Consider the following 20,062-nt stretch of genomic DNA (forward strand, 5'->3'; position numbering starts at 1 on the left):
ACTTGTCCGAACCCTTGTACCGGATGGCGCGGGCGGAGAGCCTGCGCATCGTCCATCTCGACAGTTTCATCGCCGTTTATCACCGCAGCTCCGGTATCACGCATCTGATCACCGCGCCCGCGCCGGAGATCCTCGCGACCCTGGGCGAGGCTGGCATGACCTTCGCCACCCTGACCGAGCGGCTGGCGGCGGACTATGAACTCGGCGATACCGACGCGGCTGCCCTAGCCGCACGCCTCGACGAGTTGGTCGCGGCCGGGCTGGTGTCGGCGGCATGAGGCATGTCTTCTCCGTCAGGATCGGGCCGGTGGGGTTCCGCATCGGCTCCGACTGGCGCGCGCCGGTCGCCGAGATGGAGCGTTTGTACACCGATTATCCCGGGCCGCATGACTACGTGCCCGACTTCAACGTCCGCCTGTTCGCCGCGCGGCCGTGGCGCCGGATCATCCGGCCGGCGGTGATGATCGGCGGCGATTTCGTGCTGCCCGAGGCGGCGCCACTACCGCTCGCGCAAGGGTTGCTCGCCGCGGAAATGGGCATGAACCTGCAGATGGCGCTCGGCCAGCGGCGCTATCTGCTGCTCCACGCCTCGGTGGTCGAGCGCGACGGGCGGGCGCTGGTGATGACCGGCATTTCAGGCGCGGGGAAATCGACCCTCGCCGCCCTGCTCGGTGCGCGCGGCTGGCGGCTGATGGGTGACGAGTTCGCACTGCTCGATCCGGAGACGGGGCTGATCCACGCCTTTCCACGGCTCATCAGCCTGAAGAACGCGGCGATCGGCGTGGCCGAGGCCGAGGTGCCCGATGGCATTTTCGGCCCGTTGCTGCCGGGCACGCCCAAGGGCGATATCCGCCATCTCGTGCCGAATGCGGCTGCCATTGCGGGGATGGACCGGCCGGCCGACCCGGCGCTGATCCTCTTCCCGCGCTTCGGCTTCGAGGCGGCCGACCGCCCTGTCGCGCCGAGCGAGATCTTCGTCCGCCTGACCCAGGCATCGACCAATTATGTCGCGATGGGCGAGCGGGGGTTCGACGCGCTGACCCGGATCGTCACGACCGTCCCGGCACGGGCGATCGACTATCCCGACACCGACAGCGCGATCGCGCAGGTCGAGGCGCTGTGGAGCGCCCTTTGACGTACGGCCCGAGAGACGGCTGGCTGCTGGCCCACGCCCTGAGTGACCCCGGCGAAACGTCGGCGCTCGATGCGGAGGGCTGGACCGCGCTGATCGCGATGGCCCGCGCCGAGCAGATGATCGGAACGCTCGCGCATCGGCTGGAAGGGGTTCGTCTACCCCCGGCGGTCGCGCGCCTGCTCGCCGATGCGCGCGCGTCAGCTGCGCAGGGCCGAATCGCCGCCCTGTGGGAGGCGGAGGCCGCACGGCGCGTCATGGCGCCGATCGGCGCGGATGTAGTGCTGCTCAAGGGCACGGCCTTTGTCGCTGCCGATCTGATGGCGGGGCAGGGACGGTCGATCGGCGATCTCGACATCCTGGTGCCGCGCGACAGCCTCGACGCGGTCGAGGCGGTACTGATCGCGGCGGGCTGGGAATGGGTGAAACCCGATCCCTATGACGATGCCTATTATCGTCGCTGGATGCATGAGCTGCCGCCGCTGATTCACCGCGAACGCGACCGGATGATCGATGTGCACCACACCATCCTGCCGCTCACCGCACGGATCACGCCCGATGCGGCTGCGCTGCTCGAGGCGAGCGTCGAGGTCGAGCCGGGCGTGCGGGTGCTCTCGCCCAACGACATGCTGGTCCATGCTGCCGCACATCTGTTCGCGGACGGCGATCTTGCTGGCGGCATGCGCAATTTGTGGGACGTGTATTGCCTTGTCGAACAGTTCGGCACGAGCGGGCTGGCCGAGCGTGCCGCGCATCACGGCCTGTCTAGGGAAGTCGCCCGCGCTGTTCGCTTGTCGGCGGCGCTCTACGGTGAGCCTGCTCGGCTCAACCTCGCCGACCATCTTTACCTCCGCCGCCTGACCGCCCGCGATGGATGGGGCAGGGCGACACGGCCCTTCACCCGCCTAGGCTTCTATATCCGCTCCCACTGGCTGCGCATGCCGCCCGCGATGCTGGCGCGGCACCTGTGGACGAAGTGGCGGGGTGGGCACCGGGCCGGGGTCGTTTAGCGTGCGGACGGGTGGGGCAACTGGAAACGACCATTTATTTCGTTCAACGCGAAGCCAGTCTACCCCGAAGCCGGCAAAAAATTCTGTTGTTTAACTGGCAGGCAAGCGCAACTCGCAGTGCTGCATGTGTGAGAGGTCTCCCCGCCACTCCAATTTTCCCGTCTCAGCGAGATCGGCAAGGCGGGCACCGAGGACAAGATCACCGGTCTGATAGACGCCGGCATCGTAAAATTCGACGAGGACGTCAGCCACTACTCTCGCCATCTTCTGCCACTCAAACGTCATATGGCTCAGAAGGCTGTCGTCGAAACGATCCATCTGCGCAGAAACCAAACCCTCGCCGTCGATCACCCGAAGAGGTGCGTTTTCAATCTTCAATTGCTCCCACCGTATTTGGAAGAGTGACCTGCTTTCAGCGGAGAGGGGGACTGCATGATCGAGCAGTTTGACCATACCCTCGGCATTCGTGATGGATAGTTCCGCGATTTCGACAATCGAGACCGGGATGTCGCCCACATGAGACAGCCACCACAAGAAGCCAGCGTAGCTCATTGTTTCTCGCCGCGAGAGCCATACTGTTAGCGCGGTAGTTGGAGCCTCAAACGCCGCCAGAAAGGTTGTGGATTTGTCCGTGACTTCGTTCCAGCCTGTGCATCCTAGTACCTCCTCGACCCATCTAACCCGCGTTTTCGCGTCGTCTGTCGCGATCGGACCGAAACTAAAATTGTCAAACGAGCACAGTATCTGGTCCGGTCGATCTGCCGTCAACAGCGCCTGCTTGAGTGTCTCGGCGGCAGATGGGTTGAACAGGATGTGGAGAATAGGTCCAGACATTTGCTTCGCCACCCGTGATAAAGCCGATTGTTACCAAGGCTCGTTCGATTCCGCTAACGGGGGAGGGGGGTGCCGCTTAGCGTGTGCTGCCGCCGATAGTCGTTTGTCGCGTTACCCCGAGCTGAACCTTCGGAATCACGACAATTTATGCGTAAATTCCCTGTTCTTTGACGATAACAGGGAATTTAACAGGGAATTTGCCTTTTTTTGAAGAAATTCGCCTAAGAAACTCGGTAATAAACGCAAGATACCAAGATCTTAAATGCCAATTCCCTGTTATTAGATAACAGGGAAAAATATTCCGGAACAGGGAATTCAAATCGACAAACGGTGAGAAAGAGCCGCGCGGCCAAATGCGCCATGCGTCCTCATGGTGAAGCATGAGACGTCCCTTTTGAATCGATCGCTCACTGGACGACCAACTCGGACCGGATGCCGGCCAGGCCGTATCCGGCATCGCCTGGATCGAGCAGGCGCTGGGACTTCTGAAAGCCTGATCATCCGCTAGAGTCGGAAAATCTCATGGTTGCGCTTGGCGATTGCCCGCCGGATCGGCGCCGCGATCGCGAGGACGATCAGGATGATCGCGGTGTCCGCCACCCAGTCCATGATGTCGCAGTCGCGATGAAGCGTCGGGATCGACTGGACCACCTCGATCATCGCGCCAAGAAAGGACAGGCGCTCGGCGATGCGCAGCAACGGCGTCTGCGCATATCCCGCGGCGGCCAGCGCGGCCAGCGTGCCGAAGGCGAGCATATGCTCGAACTTGTCGCCGAACTGGTCGATCGGGGTATGCGGCGGCCGGGGCAATATCGCCATGACCAGTGCGAACAGCAGCGCCCCCCAGAAGGCCAGCCGCGCGAGCATGCCGCGGTCGATCAACGGACCATTCTTTCGAGCGTGGGGATCAGTTCGTCATAGCTGTCGATCACCGCATCGGCGCCCAGTTCCTCGACCGGCTGGAGCAGGAAGCCGAAGCTGACCGCGATGCTCGGCACCTCGGCGTTCCTTGCCGCCATGATATCGTAGATCGAATCGCCGACGAACGCCGCGCGGCCGCCGCCGAGGCGCCTGATCATCTCGTCGATCGGCGCGCGGTGAGGTTTGGCGAAACCCTTGCCCATGGTATCGCCGCCGATCAGCGTGTCGAACCAGTCGCGCAGGCCGACTTCGCCCAGCAGCTTCTCTGCCAGCCCCTCGAACTTGTTGGTGACGATCGCCGTCTTCACGCCCCTTGCCCGCAATGCCTCGACCGCGTCGACGGCGCCCGGGAAAGGGCGGCTCTCGTCCGCGATATGTGCCTCGTAATAGGCCAGCAGCAGCTTGTAGAGCCGGCGGAACTCCTCGTCGCTGCATCCGCCGGTCGCCGCCAGGGTCCGCTCGAGCATCACCTTCGCGCCGGCGCCGACCATCGGGATGACCTGTTCGATCGTCAATGGCTGCCGGCCGGCCTCGCCAAGCGTGTAGTTCACCGCCGCGGCGAGGTCGCCGATCGTGTCCATGAAGGTCCCGTCGAGATCGAAACCGACGATATCGAATGAAAAGTGCGTCATGGCCGCCGCGCCTGCCAGCGCTGCTATGGAATTGGCAAGACAATCATGGCAGGGCCATGCGCAGCGCTCTTTTTTTCCCGTTCTTCCCCGGTTCGAACGGAGTAGGTTTCTGGCACCGTGACCAATCGACCCATCGCCGCGATCATCCTTGCCGCCGGCAAGGGCACACGGATGAAATCCGACCTGCACAAGGTGCTCCACCCCATCGCCGGGCGGCCGATGCTGTTGCACCTGATCGACAGCGTCTCGGCGCTGAAGCCGGAGCGCACCGTCGTCGTCACCGGCGCCGGGCGCGAGCAGGTCGAGGCGGCGGTGTCGCCGCTCGGCGTGATGACGGTGGTGCAGGGCGAGCAACTCGGCACCGGCCACGCCGTGCACCAGGCCGAGGAGGAGATGGGCGGTTTCGCCGGGGATATCCTGATCCTGTACGGCGACGTGCCGCTGGTCACCACCGCGACCATGGCGCGCATGATCGAGCGGCTCCACGGCGCCGACCAGCCGGCGACGGTGGTGCTCGGCTTCCGCCCGGCCGATCCGGCGGCCTATGGCCGGGTGATCGCCGACGGCGACGGCCGCATCGAGAAGATGGTCGAATTCAAGGATGCGACGCCGCAGGAGCGGGCGGAAACCCTGTGCAACTCGGGCCTGATGGCGGTGCGCGGCGAGGATCTGTTCGCGCTCCTCGCGCTGGTCGGTAACGACAATGCCGCAGGCGAATTCTACCTGCCCGACATCGTCATGCTGGCGGCGGAGGATGGTCGCCCGTCTGCGGTGATCGAGACCGATGCGGCCGAGGTCGCGGGCGTCAACAGCCGTGGTGAACTGGCGGCGGTCGAGGCGAGCTGGCAGCATCGCCGCCGCGCCCGCGCCATGGCCGAGGGCGCGACATTGATCGCGCCCGAGACGGTGTGGTTCGCCTATGACACGCAGATCGGCCGCGACGTGGTGATCGAGCCGAACATATTCTTCGGCCCCGGCGTCAGCGTGGCCGATGGCGCGGTCATCCACGGTTTCAGCCATATCGAGGGCGCGAGCATTGGGGCGAAGGCCGAGGTTGGCCCGTTCGCCCGGCTCCGCCCCGGTGCGGTGATGGGCGAGAAGTCGAAGGTCGGCAATTTCGTCGAGATGAAGAAGGCGGTGCTCGGTGCTGGTGCGAAGGCGAGCCACCTGACCTATCTCGGCGATGCCGAGGTCGGGGCTGGCGCCAACATCGGCGCGGGTACGATCACCTGCAATTATGACGGCTATTTCAAATACAGGACGGTCATCGGCGAGGGCGCTTTCATCGGCTCGAACAGCGCGCTGGTCGCCCCGGTGACGATCGGCGCCGGCGCGATGGTCGGCGCAGGATCGGTCATTACCGCCGATGTCGAGGCGGATGCGCTGGCGGTCGCCCGCGCGAAGCAGGAGGCGCGGCCGGGCAGAGCGAAGCGTTTCCGCGAGGCGATGGCCGCACGAAAAGCCGCGAAGAAATGAACGACCGCTATGCCGGGAAGCCCTTTCTGAAGCTGCTCGACTGCTATGTGCTCGACGCAATCGGCGCACTCGATGAGGCATCGCAGGCCATGATGGTTGCGATGGAGCCGAAGCTTCAGGAAATCTACCACCGACCCGGGACCTGGACCGAGATCGTCGAGGCTGAAATGGAGTTTCACGAGACCCTGCCGGATGAAATCCACAGGATCTGGGAAAAGGGGCGCCCGGCCTTTATCGCAGAACATGGCAGCGAGCCCGACCCGTTGATATTTACATGGACGTTCGTCGACACCAACTTCGCGAACTGAGCTCTATCTGAAGGTACGTTTCTATGTGCGGAATCGTTGGAATCGTCGGCAAGGAATCGGTCACCGATCGGCTGCTCGACGGGCTGAAGCGCCTCGAATATCGCGGTTATGACTCGGCCGGCATCGCAACCGTGCATGACGGCGAGATCGATCGCCGCCGCGCCTCAGGCAAACTGATCAACCTTGCCAATGTGCTCCAGGAATCGCCGCTGCCGGGCAACACCGGCATCGCGCATACCCGCTGGGCCACTCATGGCGGGCCGACCACCAATAACGCGCATCCTCATGCCACCAATGAGGTGGCGCTGGTTCACAACGGTATCATCGAGAATTTCAAGGCGCTGCGCGACGAGCTGATCGCGCGAGGCCGTCATTTCGACAGCGAGACCGATACCGAGGTCGTCGCCCATCTCGTCAGCGAGAAGGTCGAGAACGGCATGAAGCCGGCCGAGGCGGTGGCCGAAGTGTTGCCGCGTCTGCACGGGGCCTTCGCGCTCGCCATCCTGTTCCGCCAGCACCCAGATCTGCTGATCGGCGCGCGCCTGGGCTCGCCATTGGTGGTCGGCTATGGCGATGGCGAGACCTATCTCGGCTCCGACGCACTCGCGCTCGCACCACTCACCCAGCGCATTTCCTATCTCGAGGAGGGTGACTGGGTCGTCATCACCCGCGAAGGCGCGCAAATCTACGACAAGGACAATGAAGCGGTCGAGCGGCCGATCACCATCTCCGGCGTTACCGGCGAGCTCGTCTCCAAGGGCAATCACCGGCACTATATGCTCAAGGAGATCTACGAGCAGCCTATCGTCGTCGCCCAGACCCTGCGCTCCTATCTGCAGCGCATGGAGGACCGGGTGACCTTGCCGATCCCCGAGTTCGACCTGAGCACGATCAAGCGCGTCACCATCGTCGCCTGCGGCACCAGCTTCTATGCCGGCATGGTCGCCAAATACTGGTTCGAGCAGTTCGCCCGCGTGCCGGTCGATCTCGATGTCGCGTCCGAGTTCCGGTACCGCGCACCGGTGATGGAGGAGGGTGGGCTCGCGCTCTTCATCAGCCAGTCGGGTGAGACCGCCGACACGCTCGCCGCGCTGCGCCATGCGCGGGCGGAGGGGCAGACCATCGCGGTCGTCGTCAATGTGCCGACCAGCTCGATGGCGCGCGAGGCGGATCTGCTGTTGCCGACCCATGCCGGACCGGAGATCGGCGTCGCCTCGACCAAGGCATTCACCTGTCAGCTCGCGGTTCTCGCCGCATTCGCCGCCAACCTCGCGCGGGCCAAGGGCAAGCTCGACGCGGCTGCGGAGAAGGCGATCGTCAAGCATCTCGCCGAGGCGCCCGCCGCGCTCAATGGCGCGCTTGCCTATGACGAGTCGATCGAGGCGATGGCGCATGTCATCGCCGGCGCGCGCGACGTGCTATACCTCGGGCGCGGCACCGATTACCCGCTGGCGCTGGAAGGCGCGCTGAAACTCAAGGAAATCAGCTACATCCATGCGGAAGGCTATGCCGCGGGTGAGATGAAGCATGGTCCGATCGCACTGATCGACGAGAATGTCCCGGTGATCGTGATCGCGCCGTCGGGCCCGCTTTTCGACAAGACCGTGTCGAACATGCAGGAAGTTCAGGCGCGCGGCGGCAAGGTCGTGCTGATCTCCGACTATGACGGCGTCGCCGCGGCGGGCGAGGGGTGCATGGCGACCATCACCATGCCCAAGGTCCACCCGTTGATCGCGCCGCTTGTCTATGCGGTGCCGGTGCAGTTGCTGGCGTACCATGTCGCCGTCGCGAAGGGCACCGACGTCGACCAGCCGCGGAACCTGGCGAAGAGCGTTACGGTCGAATAGCTGTTGCTCAGCCCCGGTCTTGTTGCTTCCCTGGCGAAGGGAAGTTGGATGGCTACGTGTTTGATATTCCTGCTCACCCGCGCTTGTCCCTCCCGTACACGTCTCGCCGGAAAGCAACCCCGGCCCCGGTCGGCACCGCGGTCAGATAGGTCAGATAGACCGGCACCTGCACCGGCAGCGCGACTGCCTGTTCCGGCGCCTTTGTCGTGCCGATCGGCTTTTGCAGCAGCCAGCGGCCGAGCAGGGCGGCATTCTCCAGCCGGATGCAGCCGTTGCTGAAATGCCGGTCGCTCTTTTGCAGCAACGCACGCATCGGCGTGTCGTGCAGGTATATACCCTCGTCATTGGGGAAGAGGAATTTCACCCGGCCCATCGAATTGTCCCCGCCCGGCAGTTCGCGCAGCCGCAGCACGCGCTTGCCCGAGGCGACCGCCGGCCAGTCGATCTCCGCCGGATTGAGCTTGCGCGCCCCGGGACTCCAGTCGGACAGCGCCTCCATCCGCATCGAGGCGAGGGTCCGGCCGGACAGGATTTTCGGCGCGATACTCTTTTGCGCGAGATAGTCGGGCACGTTCCAATAGGGGTTCAGGATCGCCCATTGCAGTGAGCCGACCAGCATCGGCGTCTGCGTCTCTTGCGCGCCGACCACGACACGCATCGTGCCGACCTGCTTGCCCGCCTCATAATACCAGAGCTGACCCGACGAGGCGTCGACCACGATGTGCCTGGTCCAGGCGCTCGGCAGCAGCCGGGCGCGGTCGAGGTTTAGGCCAAGCCGGCCCATCGCCTCTTTCGACGCGCCGGTTCGCTCGGCCCGCGCCATCAGGCCACGCAGGCGGATATAGTGCGGGCTCATCCAGCCCATGTTTTTGACATAGTCGACAAAGGATTTCTGGAAGGAAGCGGCGCGCAGCACCGTTTCGGCCTGGATCTTTTTCGGCTTCAGCCTGCGATCGGCGTAGATCATCCTGACGCCGCTCGTGCCGCGTTGATCCTGCACATAGCGGACGAAGGCAGTGGACAGCCTGATCTCGGCGCGGGCGATTGCCTTCGGGTCGCCGCCGCGGGCTGCGGCGATCGCCTCGCGCAGATCGTCGACCTTGTAGGAAGAGGGTTTCAGCCCGTCGAAGTGCGCCGAGGTGAGATTGTCGAGCAGCGCCCCGGCCTGCCGGCCGATCTTGCCGCCCGACACCCAGAGCGGGCGATAGCCGCGATCGGCGTAGAAGCGTTTGAACGCGCCGCTGGCCTCGTCGCGAATGGCGATGGTGAGAGCACCCGAGCGGTCCTCAGCGCGCGCCTTCTCCCCGCGCTGGGGCGCTGCCGCCGCGGGCATGGCCACCACGGAAACCATGGCGACCATGATGGCAAGGAAAAGGGGAATGCGGCGAGGCCGCATCCCCCGGAACGAAGCGGTCAGCCTCGTTCCCCCCGACGAGTGGGTGGTGGCGGAGGCGGCGGGAGCGCCGCTGCGTTGGGATGATAGATGCCGTCGGCCGAATAATAGCCGTCGATGATGCCGTCACCGTCGCGGTCGGCGGCAACACTGCCGGGCACCGCGCCTGGGGGTGGTGGCGGAGGGGATGCGACAGGCTCGTTCCTGGCACAGCCGGCAAGCGCAAGAGCGCCGAATCCGGCCAGCATAAGGGGTGGTAAACGCATACAGGTCATCCCTTTTAAGCACGCGCGGAAACACGCCCGCGCGTTACACGCCCACCCCGGCAACCGAGAGAATGCCCGGCCCGGCCATTCCCGCTATCCCCCCAGCGACGGAATGTGCGTCAGGCACGGTGACCGGCTGGTTGTGCCGCCGAACGGTCGAAAAGGTGCAAATGGTTTAACCCCGATCCCGCTACGATGCGCGTTGCGGTCGCAGGGCGAGCCGCTATCCTGACGCGTGATGACCGGGGGATCACGATCGGTAGCGCATGGCGCCTCTTCTGGCGGCTCCTGCTTGGGCTTCTTCTCCTGATCGTGGCAGGGGGCTGGTCCATCAGCCGGTCGTCGAGGCGGTCGTCATGGAGCCTGCCATTGCTGCGTCGCTCACCAGTCCCTTGGCATTGCCTGCTCTGATGCGGTCGCTGCTCGCTCGCAAGGATGCGGCGGCGCTGTGGATCGAGACGATCCGCCGGCCGATGCGCCGCACCGGCTCGACTGCCGCTTATGCCGCCTGGGCACCGGCGTTGTTCTCGACCAATGACGGCGGCTGGCGTTGGCAGAGCGCCCGTCTTGCCGCGATGAAGCCGCCGGTGGCGATCATCTGGGGCGAAGCTGATACCGTTACGCCAATCGCGCAGGGGCAACGCCTCGCGACCATCCTGCATGCGCGGCTCCAGCGGCTGCCCGGTGTCGACCATATCCCGCATATCGAAGACCCGGCGCATTTCCTGTACGCGCTGGACCATGCCATTGAGGGGCCTATCGAGGAGCTACCATGAAACGCAAGAAGCTGCTGATCGGCGTCTCGGTCATCGCGCTCATTGCGGCGAGCGCGACCTTCTACGCGCTGCCGCTCGCCGCCGACCCGACCGGGGCGAAGGATTGCGGCGATATCCTGCCGCCTTTACCCGCGCTGAAAGGACATGCGGCGAGCCTGCCGGAACCGGCCTGGGCGCAGCGCGGCGGCACCGTAAACGATGCGAGCTGCCTCAGCCGTACGCCAGTCGCCGGCGTGGTGGCGGTGCATAACGAGCAGGATGTCGCCGGCGCCATCGCCTATGCCCGCGCGCACGGCCTTACCATTTCGCCCGCCGGCATGAAGCACAGCATGGGCGGCCACGCTTTCCGCCGGGGCGGGGTGGTGCTCGACATGAAGGGCCTGAACGCCATCGTGCTCGACGCGGCGAAGCGGACGGTCACCGTCGGGTCGGGCGCGACATGGCACGATATCCAGAAAGCGATCCATCCTCGGTTCGCGGTCAAGGCGATGCAGTCGACCGACATCTTCACGGTCGGGGGCTCGATCTCGGTCAACGCGCACGGCATGGATCACCGGGCGGGCGCAGTCATGCGCTCGATCCGCAGCCTGCGCGTGATGTTGGCGGACGGGCGGATCGTCACTGCCTCGCGCACCGAGAATCCCGATCTCTTTACCCATATCGTCGGCGGCTACGGCCTGTTCGGCGTGCTGCTCTCGGCCGAACTCGATGTCGTGCCCAACGACGTCTATCGATCCGAACGGGCGATGATCGATTATCGCGATTTCCCGAAGACCTTCGCGAAGCTGGAGGCTGATCCGGCGGTCGGGCTGACCTATACCCATCTCTCCACCGCGCCTGGATCGCTGCTGCGCGAGGCCCTGGTCTACAGCTACCGGAAAGACCCTGCCGACCAGAACCTCACCCGCGCACCGCTGACCGAGGTAAGCTCGACCAAGCTGCGCCGCCTCACCGTCAACCTCGCCAAGCGCAACGACTTCTTCGCCTCGGCCAAATGGTGGTCGGAGAAGCATATCGAGCACCGGCTCGAGACCTGCACCATTACCCGTGCGCAGGCGATGAAAGATGGGGAGGCATGCCTCGTCTCGCGCAACGATCCCATGCACGACAGCGTCGCCTATCTCCGCAACGCACTGCCCGCCGAGACCGACATCCTCCACGAATATTTCATCCCGCGCGACCGGATCGTGCCATTCATCGATGCGATGCGCACCTTGTTCCAGCAACGGCATGCCAATCTGGTCAACGCCTCGATCCGCGCGGTCGATACCGAGAGCAACGCGCTCAGCTATGCGCCGGCACCCGCCTTCTCGGTCGTCCTCTATCTCAACCAGAAGACCGATGCCGAAGGCACCAGGGCGATGGCAAAGCTGACCAGCGACCTGATCGACTTGACGGTGAAGGAAGGCGGCCGCTTCTTCCTGCCTTACCAACTCCACTACACGCCGGAGCAGCTTCAGCGCTCCTATCCGCAGATCGGGGCCTTCTTCGCGGAGAAGCTGCGCTGGGATCCGGACGGCCTGTTCAGCAACAGCTGGTATGCCCGCTATGCCCCGGCCTTCAGCGCGCCCGTGTCGAAGAGCTGAAACAGCCGGCGCCGATCCGACCCTCGATCACCAGCCGGGCACCATTGCGATAGAGCGCGGCGGCGAAGCCGGGTCGGTCGGACCGGGCGAGCGTGGCACCGTCGCGCACCTCCACCACGCTTCCGCCGGCGGCGGCAATGGCGCGCAATGCGCGGCCCCGTTCGCCGACTACCGCCACCTGTCGCGCGGGGCCGACAAAGGGCATGGCCAGCATGATCGCGGCCCAGCCGCCGAGCACCAGTGCGACGCGCGCTGTGATACGGAGCAGGTTTCTGGGGGTGCTCACGCTACGCCGTCATGCCGGACTTCTTCCGGCATCCATGGTGCCGCGTGCGCCACGTCGTTCGGGTTTGCGGAGCGATGGACCCGGGACCAAGTGCGGGGCGACGGGGGTGGTCGATATCAGCTCTAATAATCATAGACGTGCTCGACCGTGCCGCCCCGGGCTTTCACCTTGCGCAACAGGGTCAATAGCTTCGGCACCTTGGTCGAGATGCCGTAACGCCGCCAGCCCGGCCGATCGGCGAGCGACTGAGTGATCAGCACTGTCCCGTCCCCCGGCTCGGTTGTGCTGGAGGCAGGGGCAAGGGCAGTGACGAGAATATCGTCATTCCCGGAAATCTCGATGACCTCGACCGGGGATGACGCGATTTTGGCCAGCAGATCGGTGAACTGCGCGTAACGCGGCGCCTCGACTATCGTCAGCCCGCCCGCGACGCGGATCGGCTTCAACCGCGGATCGATCGCCTGGATCGCCGCCGGCGAACCCTTCGCCACGAACCATAGCTTCGGCGCTGCCGGGGCCATCGTAGCGCCTGCTGCCGATCCGATCAGCTTCGCATATCCGGCTTTCACGCCATATTCCGCGCTCAGGGCAAAACGCCGCTCGGCATGCCGCAACCGGCTCTTGCTGTCGACCGTCCGCCATTCCCCGCTGAACGCCTTGCCGAACGGGAACATGTACCAGGGCGTCTCGTGCATGAACTGGCCGTACTCGCGCTGCACTCCCGCGGCGTAGCGGTCGTCGGCACTGTGCCACCCGCCGGTCCATTCGAAGAACCGTCCGATCAACCGTTCGTAGAAAGCCTTCACCGCCATCTCGACCGAATAGCTGATGCCGATCGTGTAGATCATCATCTTGGCGTCGCCGCCATCGCCGCCCGCGGTCGCGCGGTTGAGCGCGCAATAGCTCGACCAGAAACCGCCGATATCGCTGCCGAACGCATAGCCGCTCGGCCGCTGTCCGGCGGTGAGGTGCCGGCCATAACTCTCCGCCGAATAGACGATGTGCCACTCGGGATAGGTCAGGAAGGTCCGCGCCTCCGGCTTTCGCTCCGCGGCCTCTAGAATCGACTTGTACGGCGCCCCTGGATTGAAGCCGGAAATCGGCGACCTGCAGCCGACCTCGATATAGGCCATCGGGATCAGGATCGTCGCGGCCAGCACGCCGCCGACCCCGATCGCGATCTTCCAGCGCCGCTTCATGCGGTTGCGACGGGCTGCCGCCCGAGGACATAACCCGTGTAGATCGCGAAGCCGCCGATCAGCAGGTGCGGCAAATTGGCGAAGAACCGGATCGTCATGGAGAGGTCGAGCGGCCCGTAAAGGAAGATGCCCCCGTCGAGATAGCCGCTGCCGGTGATCAGCCCGAGCACCCCGTCAAGGAAGTAGAGCGGCCCGAACAACCGGAAATAACCGCGTGACGCACGGTAGGAAAGCCAGGCGGCAACGCCCGCCCAGATGCCCGAAGCAAGGTGCAGGCTGTCGTCATACAGGTCGAGCTTGAACAGCCCGAACAGATTGCCGTCGGCGTCGTGGAAGCCCGGCACATAGCCGATCGCGACCACCGCGATGAACCCGGCGAAATAGCCCCAGCCAATCTTGCGTACCCGATCCATCGCGTCCTCCTCGGTTGAGCGGGGAGCATCCTGCCGCGAACTCCTTACCAAAGCGACTGCGAAATCCGTTGGTTGCTGCTGATCGCTACCGCAGTTCGAACCCCAGATCGCCCAGCACGTCCCGCAATAGGTGCCGCCCGGCCATGGAATCAGGCCCGCGCGTCCGGTCGCCGACCAGCTCGGTCCAGCCGCGTTCCGCCATGCCCTGCTCCCGCTGAAAGCTGCGCAGCCGGTCGTCATAGGCGCGGGCGCCCTCATACTGCCGGTCGGTCCAGGCATAGGTTTCGTGGAACAGCACGGAGGATTGCGGCAGGCGGGGCTTGATCGAGGCCGGCCGTTCCGGATCGGGCTTGCCGACGACGAGGCCGAACAGTGGAAACATCCGCGGCGGCAGGTCGAGTTCAGCGGCAACCTCGGCAGGGCGATTGCGGATGCCGCCGATATAGACCGAGCCGAGGCCGAGCGACTCCAGCGCAACCACGGCGTTCTGCGCTGCGAGCGAGGTGTCGACCGATCCGAGCAGGAAGGTTTCGGTATAATCGAGCGCTTCCGCCGGTACGCCGCGGGCGATGGCCAATTGAGTCAGCCGGTCGAAGTCGATCAGCCAGACGAGCAGCAGCGGCGCCTCGACGATGTGTTTCTGCGACCCGGCCAGCGCCGCCAGCCGCGCCTTGCGCTCCGGGTCCTGCACCGCGACCACGCTCCACACCTGCAGGTTGGAGGAGGACGCGGCCGATTGCGCCGCCGCGACCAGGGTCTCGATCGTCCCCTCGGGTAGCGGATCGGGCAGATAGGCCCGCACCGATCGATGCTCGATCAGCAGGTCGATCGCCGGGTTGCGGTGGATCGCCGCGCTGTCGTCATGGCGATAGCGCGCTTTGATGGCGGCCTCGCTCACGACGCCTCCGCCACGGCAGCGATGCGGCCCGCGAAACTGTTCTCCGGCCGCCTCAGCCCGAGATTCTCCCGCAAGGTCTTTCCCTCATAGTCCTCGCGGAACAGCCCGCGCCGTTGAAGGATCGGTACGACCTGATCCACGAAATCGGTCAGCCCGGTCGGCAGGATCGGCGGCATCACGTTGAAACCGTCGGCCGCGCCGGTCTCGAACCAGATCTGGATCAGGTCGGCGACCTGCTCGGGCGTGCCGACGGTGGTCAGATGCCCGCGCGCGGTCGAGACCTGGCGGTAGAGCTGGCGCAGGGTCGGCCGCTCGCGCTCGACCAGGTCCGATACCAGTTTCAGCCGGCTCTTGCTGCCATTTGTGTCGCCCGGCAGCGGCGGCGCGATGTCGTCCAGCGTGTAGCTCGACAGGTCGACGCCCTGATAATGCCGGTTGAGGATGCCCCAGGCGACCGCCGGATGCACCAGCGACTGAAGCTCCTCATATTTCGCCTGAGCCTCGGCCTCGGTCCCGCCGAGCACCGCGAAGATGCCCGGCATCACCAGCAGGTCCTCGCGCCGCCGGCCATATTTGCCGAGCCGCGCCTTCACGTCGCCGTAAAATTCCTGCGCATCCTCCAGCACGAGATTGGCGGTGAAGATCACCTCGGCGGTCCGCGCTGCCAGCTCGCGGCCGGGTTCGGATGCACCGGCCTGCACGATCACCGGATAGCCCTGTGGCGGCCGCGCGATGTTGAGCGGCCCGCGCACCTGGAAATGCTCGCCCTTATGGCCGAGCACATGGAATTTCTCCGTGTCGAGGAACACGCCCGAGGCACGATCGCGCACAAAGGCATCGTCCTCGTAACTGTCCCACAGGCCCTTCACGACATCGATATATTCCTCCGCGCGTTCGTAGCGTTTGGAATGTTCGAGATGTTCGGTCCGGCTGAAATTGGCGGAGACGTCGGCGCCGGTGGTCACCACGTTCCACGCCGCGCGCCCGCCGGTGACCCAGTCGAGCGACGCGAATTTACGCGCCGTGGTGTACGGGTCCTCATAGGTGGTGGTCGAGGTGGCGACGAAACCCACCCGTTCGGTCACCTGCGCCAGCGCCGCCCAAAGCGTCACCGGCTCGAAATGCGCGGCCTTCGCGTTCTGGCGGAAGGTCGCCTCGTCGGTGAAATCAGCATAGCCGCCCGGACTGTCGGCGACGAACACCATGTCGAACTTGCCGCGCTCCGCCGTCTGCGCGAGGCCTTTATAGTGATCGAGATTGTGCCCGGCATCGGCGTCGGTATCGGGATGCAGCCACGCCGAGACATGATGGCCAGTCGCCTGGAGAAAGGCGCCAAGACGAAGTTTGCGATCCCTGGGTTTGCGATCTGCGGTCATGCGGTGATCCTTTCGCTGCGAGCATAGGGAGAGGTGGCGGCGTCGACCGCGACACCGAGCAGACCGAGCAGTTCCTGCTGGAGCGCTGCGGTCCGTTCGCGCCGGGCGATGCCGTCGGGCGGCAGGGCGACGCGGATGTCGGCGACGATCCTGCCGTCGTCGAGCACGACGACCCGGTCGGCCAGCTCGATCGCCTCGTCGACGTCATGGGTGACGAGCAGGACGGCGGGACTATAGACTTCGGACAGGCGCCGAAGCAGCGCGTGCATGCGGATCCGGGTCAGCGCGTCGAGCGCCCCGAACGGCTCGTCCGCCAGCAGCAGCGCCGGCCCGCGTACCAGCGATCGCGCCAGCGCCACGCGCTGCTGCTCGCCGCCGGAAAGCTCATACGGCCAGCTATTCTCCCGCCCCGCCAACCCGACCTCGTCGAGCGCCTTGAGCCCGCGTACCTGCCGGTCGCTGCCGGTCACGCCGAGCAGGACATTGTCGAGCACGCGCTTCCATGGCAGCAGCCGGGCGTCCTGGAACACCACCGACAGCCGTTCCGGCACCAGGATCGTGCCCGTGCCCTCGGCCTCATGATCCAGGCCCGCCAGCGCGCGGAGCAGGGTGCTCTTGCCTGATCCGCTCCGGCCGAGCAGCGCGACGAACTCGCCGGCGCCGATGTCGAGATCGATCCCGTCGAGTACGCCCTTCCTGGTGAAGCGGCGGACGAGCCCGCGAACCTGCACGACCGCGCTCACGACGCGAACGTCCGGCGCCAACGGAGCGCGCGCTTCTGGATCAGCCGCACCACCGCGTCCGATGTCAGGCCGAGCAGCGCATAAACGACCAGCCCGACCAGCATCACATCGGTCTGCGCGTAATTGCGGGCGAGGGTGATCATATAGCCGATCCCGCTCGACGCATTGAGCTGCTCGACCACGACCAGCGCCAGCCACGACGCGGTCACGCCGAAGCGAAGCCCGGTCAGCAGGCCGGGCAGGGCGCCCGGCAGCACGACATGGCGGATAAAGCCCCAGCGGCTCAGTTCCAGCGTCTCGGCCAGCTCGACCTGTTTCAGGTCGATCGCGCGGAGCGCCGTGTGAGTCTGGATATAGACCGGCGCGAAGACGGTGATGGCGATCACCGTCACCTTCATGCCTTCGCCAACGCCGAACCACAGCACCATGAACGGGATCAGCGCCAGCACCGGAATGCCGCGCTTCAGCTGCACCAGCCCGTCTATCACATAGCCGCCGAGCAGCGTCAGCCCCGACAGCAGCGCGAGCACGACGCCGGCGGTGGTGCCAAACACCAGGCCCTGTGCCGCGCGCCAGGCGGAAACTGCGAGATTTTCCTGCAGCCTGCCGTCACGGATCAGCTCGATCGCCGCATCGACCGCGGTCCAGGGTGCCGGCAGGATCCGGGGATCGAGCCAGCCAGTCGCCGACAATACCGACCAGTAGAGCAGCAAAAGGCCCGGTCCCAACAACCAGCCCCAGGACAGCGGGGCGCCAAGGCCGAGCCGGCGCAGCCCTGGCTGCTGGCTGGCGGCGACGGCGGCCGGCGCCGCGTAACGGGGTGGTGCGACGACCAGTTGCGGGAAGGGAGCGTTCATCGGTCCTCCGGTCACTTGGACTTGGCTGGGGATGGGCTGGCCGCGGCGAAGCCATTGGCGGCGAGCGCTTCGAAACGGGTGTCGAACAGGGTGTTTGCGTCGAAGCGGGGGTTGCCGAGTTCCGGCGCGAGAATGTCGATCGATGCCTGCTGATACTGGATCGCGTCGGCCCAGTGCGCCGGGATCTGCGGATGCCCCGCCGCGGTGACGATCAGCCGTGCATCCTCCAGCTTCAGGCCCTGCTCGCCGACATAATAGCCGCGCGCCAGTTCCTCCGGATGCGCCTGCCGCCAAGCCCAGGCGCGGCCCCACAAGGCAACGAACTGCTTCAGCGCGGCTGCCTTTGCCGGATTCTCCAGCACATCGACCGGGACATAGGCGAAGACCGGATCGTCGCGGAAACCGGGGTGTTTCAGGATCGTGGCGCCGTCATCGCCGTATTTGCGGATATAGCGTTCGGCGACGATGCCCCCGCCGATCGGCGCCATGTCGACCGCATTGCTGGCCAGCGCGCTGGTATAGACGTCGCCGCCGATGCTCGACGGCAGCTCCACCAGCTTGACCTCGCTCTTGGCGATGCCGGCGGTCTTCAGGGTCTGAAGGACGATCTGCCCCTGCACCTGGCTCGGGCTGATCGCGATCCTCTTGCCGCGCAGGTCGGCGATCGTGCGGATATTCGCCTTGGGCGCGATGCCGAGCACGAAAGCCGGGTAGTTCAGCGGATCGCGCCGATAGGCGGTGGCAACGATCCTGACCGGCAGGCCGACCCAGGTCGCATGGATCGGCGGCACGTTGGCGCCGAGCCCGACATCGAGCGCCTTGGCATGGAACGCCTCGGTCACGTCGGGCCCGCCGGTGATCTGAACCCACTTGATCGTGAAGTTCAGGCCCTTGTCCCAGCCATTATGCCGGACGACCCACTCCGTCACCGGATCGCCCACCGTCAGCACGGTGCCGTCCGGGACGGTGTCGGGCAGGGGGGCTGACAAGGCCAGCCCGCCCGCCGCCTTGGCCTGGCGATTGGGCGCGAACAGCACCAGCAGGCCGATCGTGAGCGCGACGAACGCGGCCAGAGCGATAAAGCCCCATGGCTTCGATCTGGCCGCGACCGGCATCAGCCGAGCACGTTGAACAGCTCGCCTTCGAGCTGTTGCGAGACGAAGCCGTCGGGGCCGCGGGTCTGTTCGCCCGCGACGGTGATGCGCCGAACCGCGCGGGGCAGGTCGAAATGCGCGTAATCGATCGGGCCGGCATGGGCGACGGCCTGGTTGTCCCACACCACCAGCGATTTGGGCCGCCAGTGGAAACGGACCTGATATTCGGGCCGGGTCGCCTCGTAGAACAGCAGGTCGAGCAGGGCCTTGCTCTCCGGCTCCTTCAGCCCGACGATGTGGCTGATCGTGCCCGGGTTGAGGAACAGCAGCTTCTCGCCCGTCTCGGGATGGATGCGGACGAGGGGGTGAAGCGCGACGAACGGTCCCTTGGTCCGACCGTCGCGGCGCGGCTCGCGGCTGCCGCCGTCATAATCGGTGGTGCGGTGCACTGCCTGCAGCCCGTCGATCAGGGTGCGGATCGGTGCCGACAGCCCCTCATAGGCAGCGATCAGATTGGTGAAGAGGGTATCGCCGCCATAAGGCGGGATCTCGACGCCGTGCAGGATCGAATAGCGATTGGGGTTGGCGACGAAGGTGATGTCGATGTGCCAGCCCTTATAATCGCGCGGCAGCTCACGCCCCGGGGGCAGCGCATCGTTGCGCTCGCGCCGAGTGCGATATTCGGCGACCGATCGTTCCCAGATCTCCGGATGGTCGAGCAGCCCTTCGGCGATCGGATGCGCCGGGGTCAGTGGCCCGAAGGCGCGGCCGAACGTCTTCAACTGGTCGTTGCTGATGTCCTGGTCGCGGAAGAACACCACCCGCCAGTCGTGCAGGGCACGCTGGATGTCGGCGGCGAGTTCCGGGGTGATCGGCTCGCGCAGGTCGACGCCGGAAATCTCGGCACCGATCGTCGGGGTGATCGGTTCGACCTTGATATGGTCGTAGGTGAAGCGGTCGCGATTGGTATCGGGACGCAGCGCAGTGATGGCGTTCATATCTGTCTCCTTGGTCC

The 20,062-nt window shown here is 65.5% G+C and carries 22 protein-coding genes; 8 read left to right on the forward strand and 14 right to left on the reverse strand.

The window, feature by feature from the left end:
• Positions 1 to 2: 2 nt before the first annotated feature.
• The 3 genes from AC1DT7_RS17425 to AC1DT7_RS17435 are packed head-to-tail and all read left to right on the forward strand — an operon-like array spanning position 3 to position 2,142.
• Positions 3 to 278, forward strand: coding sequence for an HPr-rel-A system PqqD family peptide chaperone (locus tag AC1DT7_RS17425; protein WP_478037334.1), 276 nt, complete (start codon positions 3 to 5; stop codon positions 276 to 278).
• Positions 275 to 1,135, forward strand: coding sequence for an HprK-related kinase A (locus AC1DT7_RS17430; RefSeq protein WP_478037335.1), 861 nt, complete (start codon positions 275 to 277; stop codon positions 1,133 to 1,135). Before AC1DT7_RS17425 ends, AC1DT7_RS17430 begins: the two co-directional genes overlap by 4 nt.
• Positions 1,132 to 2,142, forward strand: coding sequence for a nucleotidyltransferase domain-containing protein (locus AC1DT7_RS17435; RefSeq protein ID WP_478037336.1), 1,011 nt, complete (start codon positions 1,132 to 1,134; stop codon positions 2,140 to 2,142). Before AC1DT7_RS17430 ends, AC1DT7_RS17435 begins: the two co-directional genes overlap by 4 nt.
• A 90-nt stretch (positions 2,143 to 2,232) precedes the next feature.
• On the opposite strand, the gene AC1DT7_RS17440 is transcribed toward AC1DT7_RS17435, so the two are convergent.
• From AC1DT7_RS17440 to AC1DT7_RS17450, 3 genes are all read right to left on the reverse strand, one after another.
• Entirely contained in the window at positions 2,233 to 2,976 is a 744-nt protein-coding gene (locus tag AC1DT7_RS17440; protein ID WP_478037338.1) for a DUF3658 domain-containing protein, read from the reverse strand.
• Positions 2,977 to 3,480: 504 nt separating this feature from the next.
• Entirely contained in the window at positions 3,481 to 3,858 is a 378-nt protein-coding gene (locus AC1DT7_RS17445) for a hypothetical protein (RefSeq protein WP_478037339.1), read from the reverse strand.
• Entirely contained in the window at positions 3,855 to 4,529 is a 675-nt protein-coding gene (locus AC1DT7_RS17450) for an HAD-IA family hydrolase (protein WP_478037341.1), read from the reverse strand. Before AC1DT7_RS17450 ends, AC1DT7_RS17445 begins: the two co-directional genes overlap by 4 nt.
• Before the next feature lie 117 nt (positions 4,530 to 4,646).
• Between AC1DT7_RS17450 and glmU the strand changes: the two genes are divergently transcribed.
• Genes glmU through glmS form a run of 3 tightly spaced genes read left to right on the forward strand, consistent with a single transcriptional unit; the run spans position 4,647 to position 8,160 of the window.
• The gene (glmU, locus tag AC1DT7_RS17455) at positions 4,647 to 6,005 is read left to right on the forward strand and encodes a bifunctional UDP-N-acetylglucosamine diphosphorylase/glucosamine-1-phosphate N-acetyltransferase GlmU (protein ID WP_478037343.1); all 1,359 of its coding nucleotides are present in this window, start codon (positions 4,647 to 4,649) and stop codon (positions 6,003 to 6,005) included.
• Complete coding sequence (locus tag AC1DT7_RS17460; protein ID WP_478037345.1) at positions 6,002 to 6,313, forward strand: hypothetical protein; 312 nt, start codon at positions 6,002 to 6,004, stop codon at positions 6,311 to 6,313. Before glmU ends, AC1DT7_RS17460 begins: the two co-directional genes overlap by 4 nt.
• Before the next feature lie 23 nt (positions 6,314 to 6,336).
• Positions 6,337 to 8,160, forward strand: a complete 1,824-nt coding sequence (glmS, locus tag AC1DT7_RS17465) for a glutamine--fructose-6-phosphate transaminase (isomerizing) (RefSeq protein ID WP_478037347.1) — start codon at positions 6,337 to 6,339, stop codon at positions 8,158 to 8,160.
• Between the two features lie 73 nt (positions 8,161 to 8,233).
• Here glmS and AC1DT7_RS17470 read toward each other — a convergent pair whose 3' ends face one another.
• Together AC1DT7_RS17470 and AC1DT7_RS17475 are read right to left on the reverse strand one after the other, a co-directional pair.
• Positions 8,234 to 9,493 carry a L,D-transpeptidase scaffold domain-containing protein gene (locus tag AC1DT7_RS17470; protein ID WP_478037376.1) on the reverse strand — a complete coding sequence of 420 codons (1,260 nt, stop codon included), beginning with the start codon at positions 9,491 to 9,493 and terminating at the stop codon, positions 8,234 to 8,236.
• A gap of 80 nt (positions 9,494 to 9,573) precedes the next feature.
• The gene (locus AC1DT7_RS17475; protein ID WP_478037348.1) at positions 9,574 to 9,819 is read right to left on the reverse strand and encodes a hypothetical protein; all 246 of its coding nucleotides are present in this window, start codon (positions 9,817 to 9,819) and stop codon (positions 9,574 to 9,576) included.
• Between the two features lie 266 nt (positions 9,820 to 10,085).
• On the opposite strand from AC1DT7_RS17475, the gene AC1DT7_RS17480 reads away from it, so the two are divergent.
• Both AC1DT7_RS17480 and AC1DT7_RS17485 read left to right on the forward strand, forming a co-directional pair.
• Positions 10,086 to 10,595, forward strand: coding sequence for an alpha/beta fold hydrolase (locus tag AC1DT7_RS17480; RefSeq protein ID WP_478037350.1), 510 nt, complete (start codon positions 10,086 to 10,088; stop codon positions 10,593 to 10,595).
• Positions 10,592 to 12,181: an FAD-binding oxidoreductase gene (locus AC1DT7_RS17485; RefSeq protein ID WP_478037351.1), complete on the forward strand. Its 1,590-nt coding sequence runs from the start codon at positions 10,592 to 10,594 to the stop codon at positions 12,179 to 12,181. The genes AC1DT7_RS17480 and AC1DT7_RS17485 overlap by 4 nt, the downstream gene beginning before the upstream one ends.
• On the opposite strand, the gene AC1DT7_RS17490 is transcribed toward AC1DT7_RS17485, so the two are convergent.
• From AC1DT7_RS17490 to AC1DT7_RS17530, 9 genes are all read right to left on the reverse strand, one after another.
• On the reverse strand, positions 12,156 to 12,467 hold the full coding sequence (locus AC1DT7_RS17490) for a hypothetical protein (protein ID WP_478037353.1): 312 nt from the start codon (positions 12,465 to 12,467) through the stop codon (positions 12,156 to 12,158). The two genes, AC1DT7_RS17485 and AC1DT7_RS17490, sit on opposite strands and share 26 nt — an antisense overlap.
• 122 nt (positions 12,468 to 12,589) lie before the next feature.
• Complete coding sequence (locus tag AC1DT7_RS17495) at positions 12,590 to 13,666, reverse strand: hypothetical protein (RefSeq protein ID WP_478037355.1); 1,077 nt, start codon at positions 13,664 to 13,666, stop codon at positions 12,590 to 12,592.
• Positions 13,663 to 14,079: a DUF4383 domain-containing protein gene (locus tag AC1DT7_RS17500; protein ID WP_478037356.1), complete on the reverse strand. Its 417-nt coding sequence runs from the start codon at positions 14,077 to 14,079 to the stop codon at positions 13,663 to 13,665. The genes AC1DT7_RS17495 and AC1DT7_RS17500 overlap by 4 nt, the downstream gene beginning before the upstream one ends.
• 85 nt (positions 14,080 to 14,164) lie before the next feature.
• The gene (locus AC1DT7_RS17505; RefSeq protein ID WP_478037358.1) at positions 14,165 to 14,977 is read right to left on the reverse strand and encodes an NADPH-dependent oxidoreductase; all 813 of its coding nucleotides are present in this window, start codon (positions 14,975 to 14,977) and stop codon (positions 14,165 to 14,167) included.
• Complete coding sequence (locus AC1DT7_RS17510; RefSeq protein ID WP_478037360.1) at positions 14,974 to 16,353, reverse strand: LLM class flavin-dependent oxidoreductase; 1,380 nt, start codon at positions 16,351 to 16,353, stop codon at positions 14,974 to 14,976. The genes AC1DT7_RS17505 and AC1DT7_RS17510 overlap by 4 nt, the downstream gene beginning before the upstream one ends.
• The gene (locus AC1DT7_RS17515) at positions 16,350 to 17,096 is read right to left on the reverse strand and encodes an ABC transporter ATP-binding protein (protein ID WP_478037362.1); all 747 of its coding nucleotides are present in this window, start codon (positions 17,094 to 17,096) and stop codon (positions 16,350 to 16,352) included. The genes AC1DT7_RS17510 and AC1DT7_RS17515 overlap by 4 nt, the downstream gene beginning before the upstream one ends.
• Complete coding sequence (locus AC1DT7_RS17520; protein WP_478037363.1) at positions 17,093 to 17,953, reverse strand: ABC transporter permease; 861 nt, start codon at positions 17,951 to 17,953, stop codon at positions 17,093 to 17,095. Before AC1DT7_RS17520 ends, AC1DT7_RS17515 begins: the two co-directional genes overlap by 4 nt.
• An 11-nt stretch (positions 17,954 to 17,964) precedes the next feature.
• Positions 17,965 to 19,068: an ABC transporter substrate-binding protein gene (locus AC1DT7_RS17525; RefSeq protein WP_478037365.1), complete on the reverse strand. Its 1,104-nt coding sequence runs from the start codon at positions 19,066 to 19,068 to the stop codon at positions 17,965 to 17,967.
• A complete protein-coding gene (locus AC1DT7_RS17530; RefSeq protein WP_478037366.1) occupies positions 19,068 to 20,045 on the reverse strand; it encodes a TauD/TfdA dioxygenase family protein in 978 nt (325 codons plus the stop codon). Before AC1DT7_RS17530 ends, AC1DT7_RS17525 begins: the two co-directional genes overlap by 1 nt.
• Positions 20,046 to 20,062: the final 17 nt, after the last annotated feature.

This window comes from Sphingomonas sp. P3_C6 (assembly GCF_056402595.1).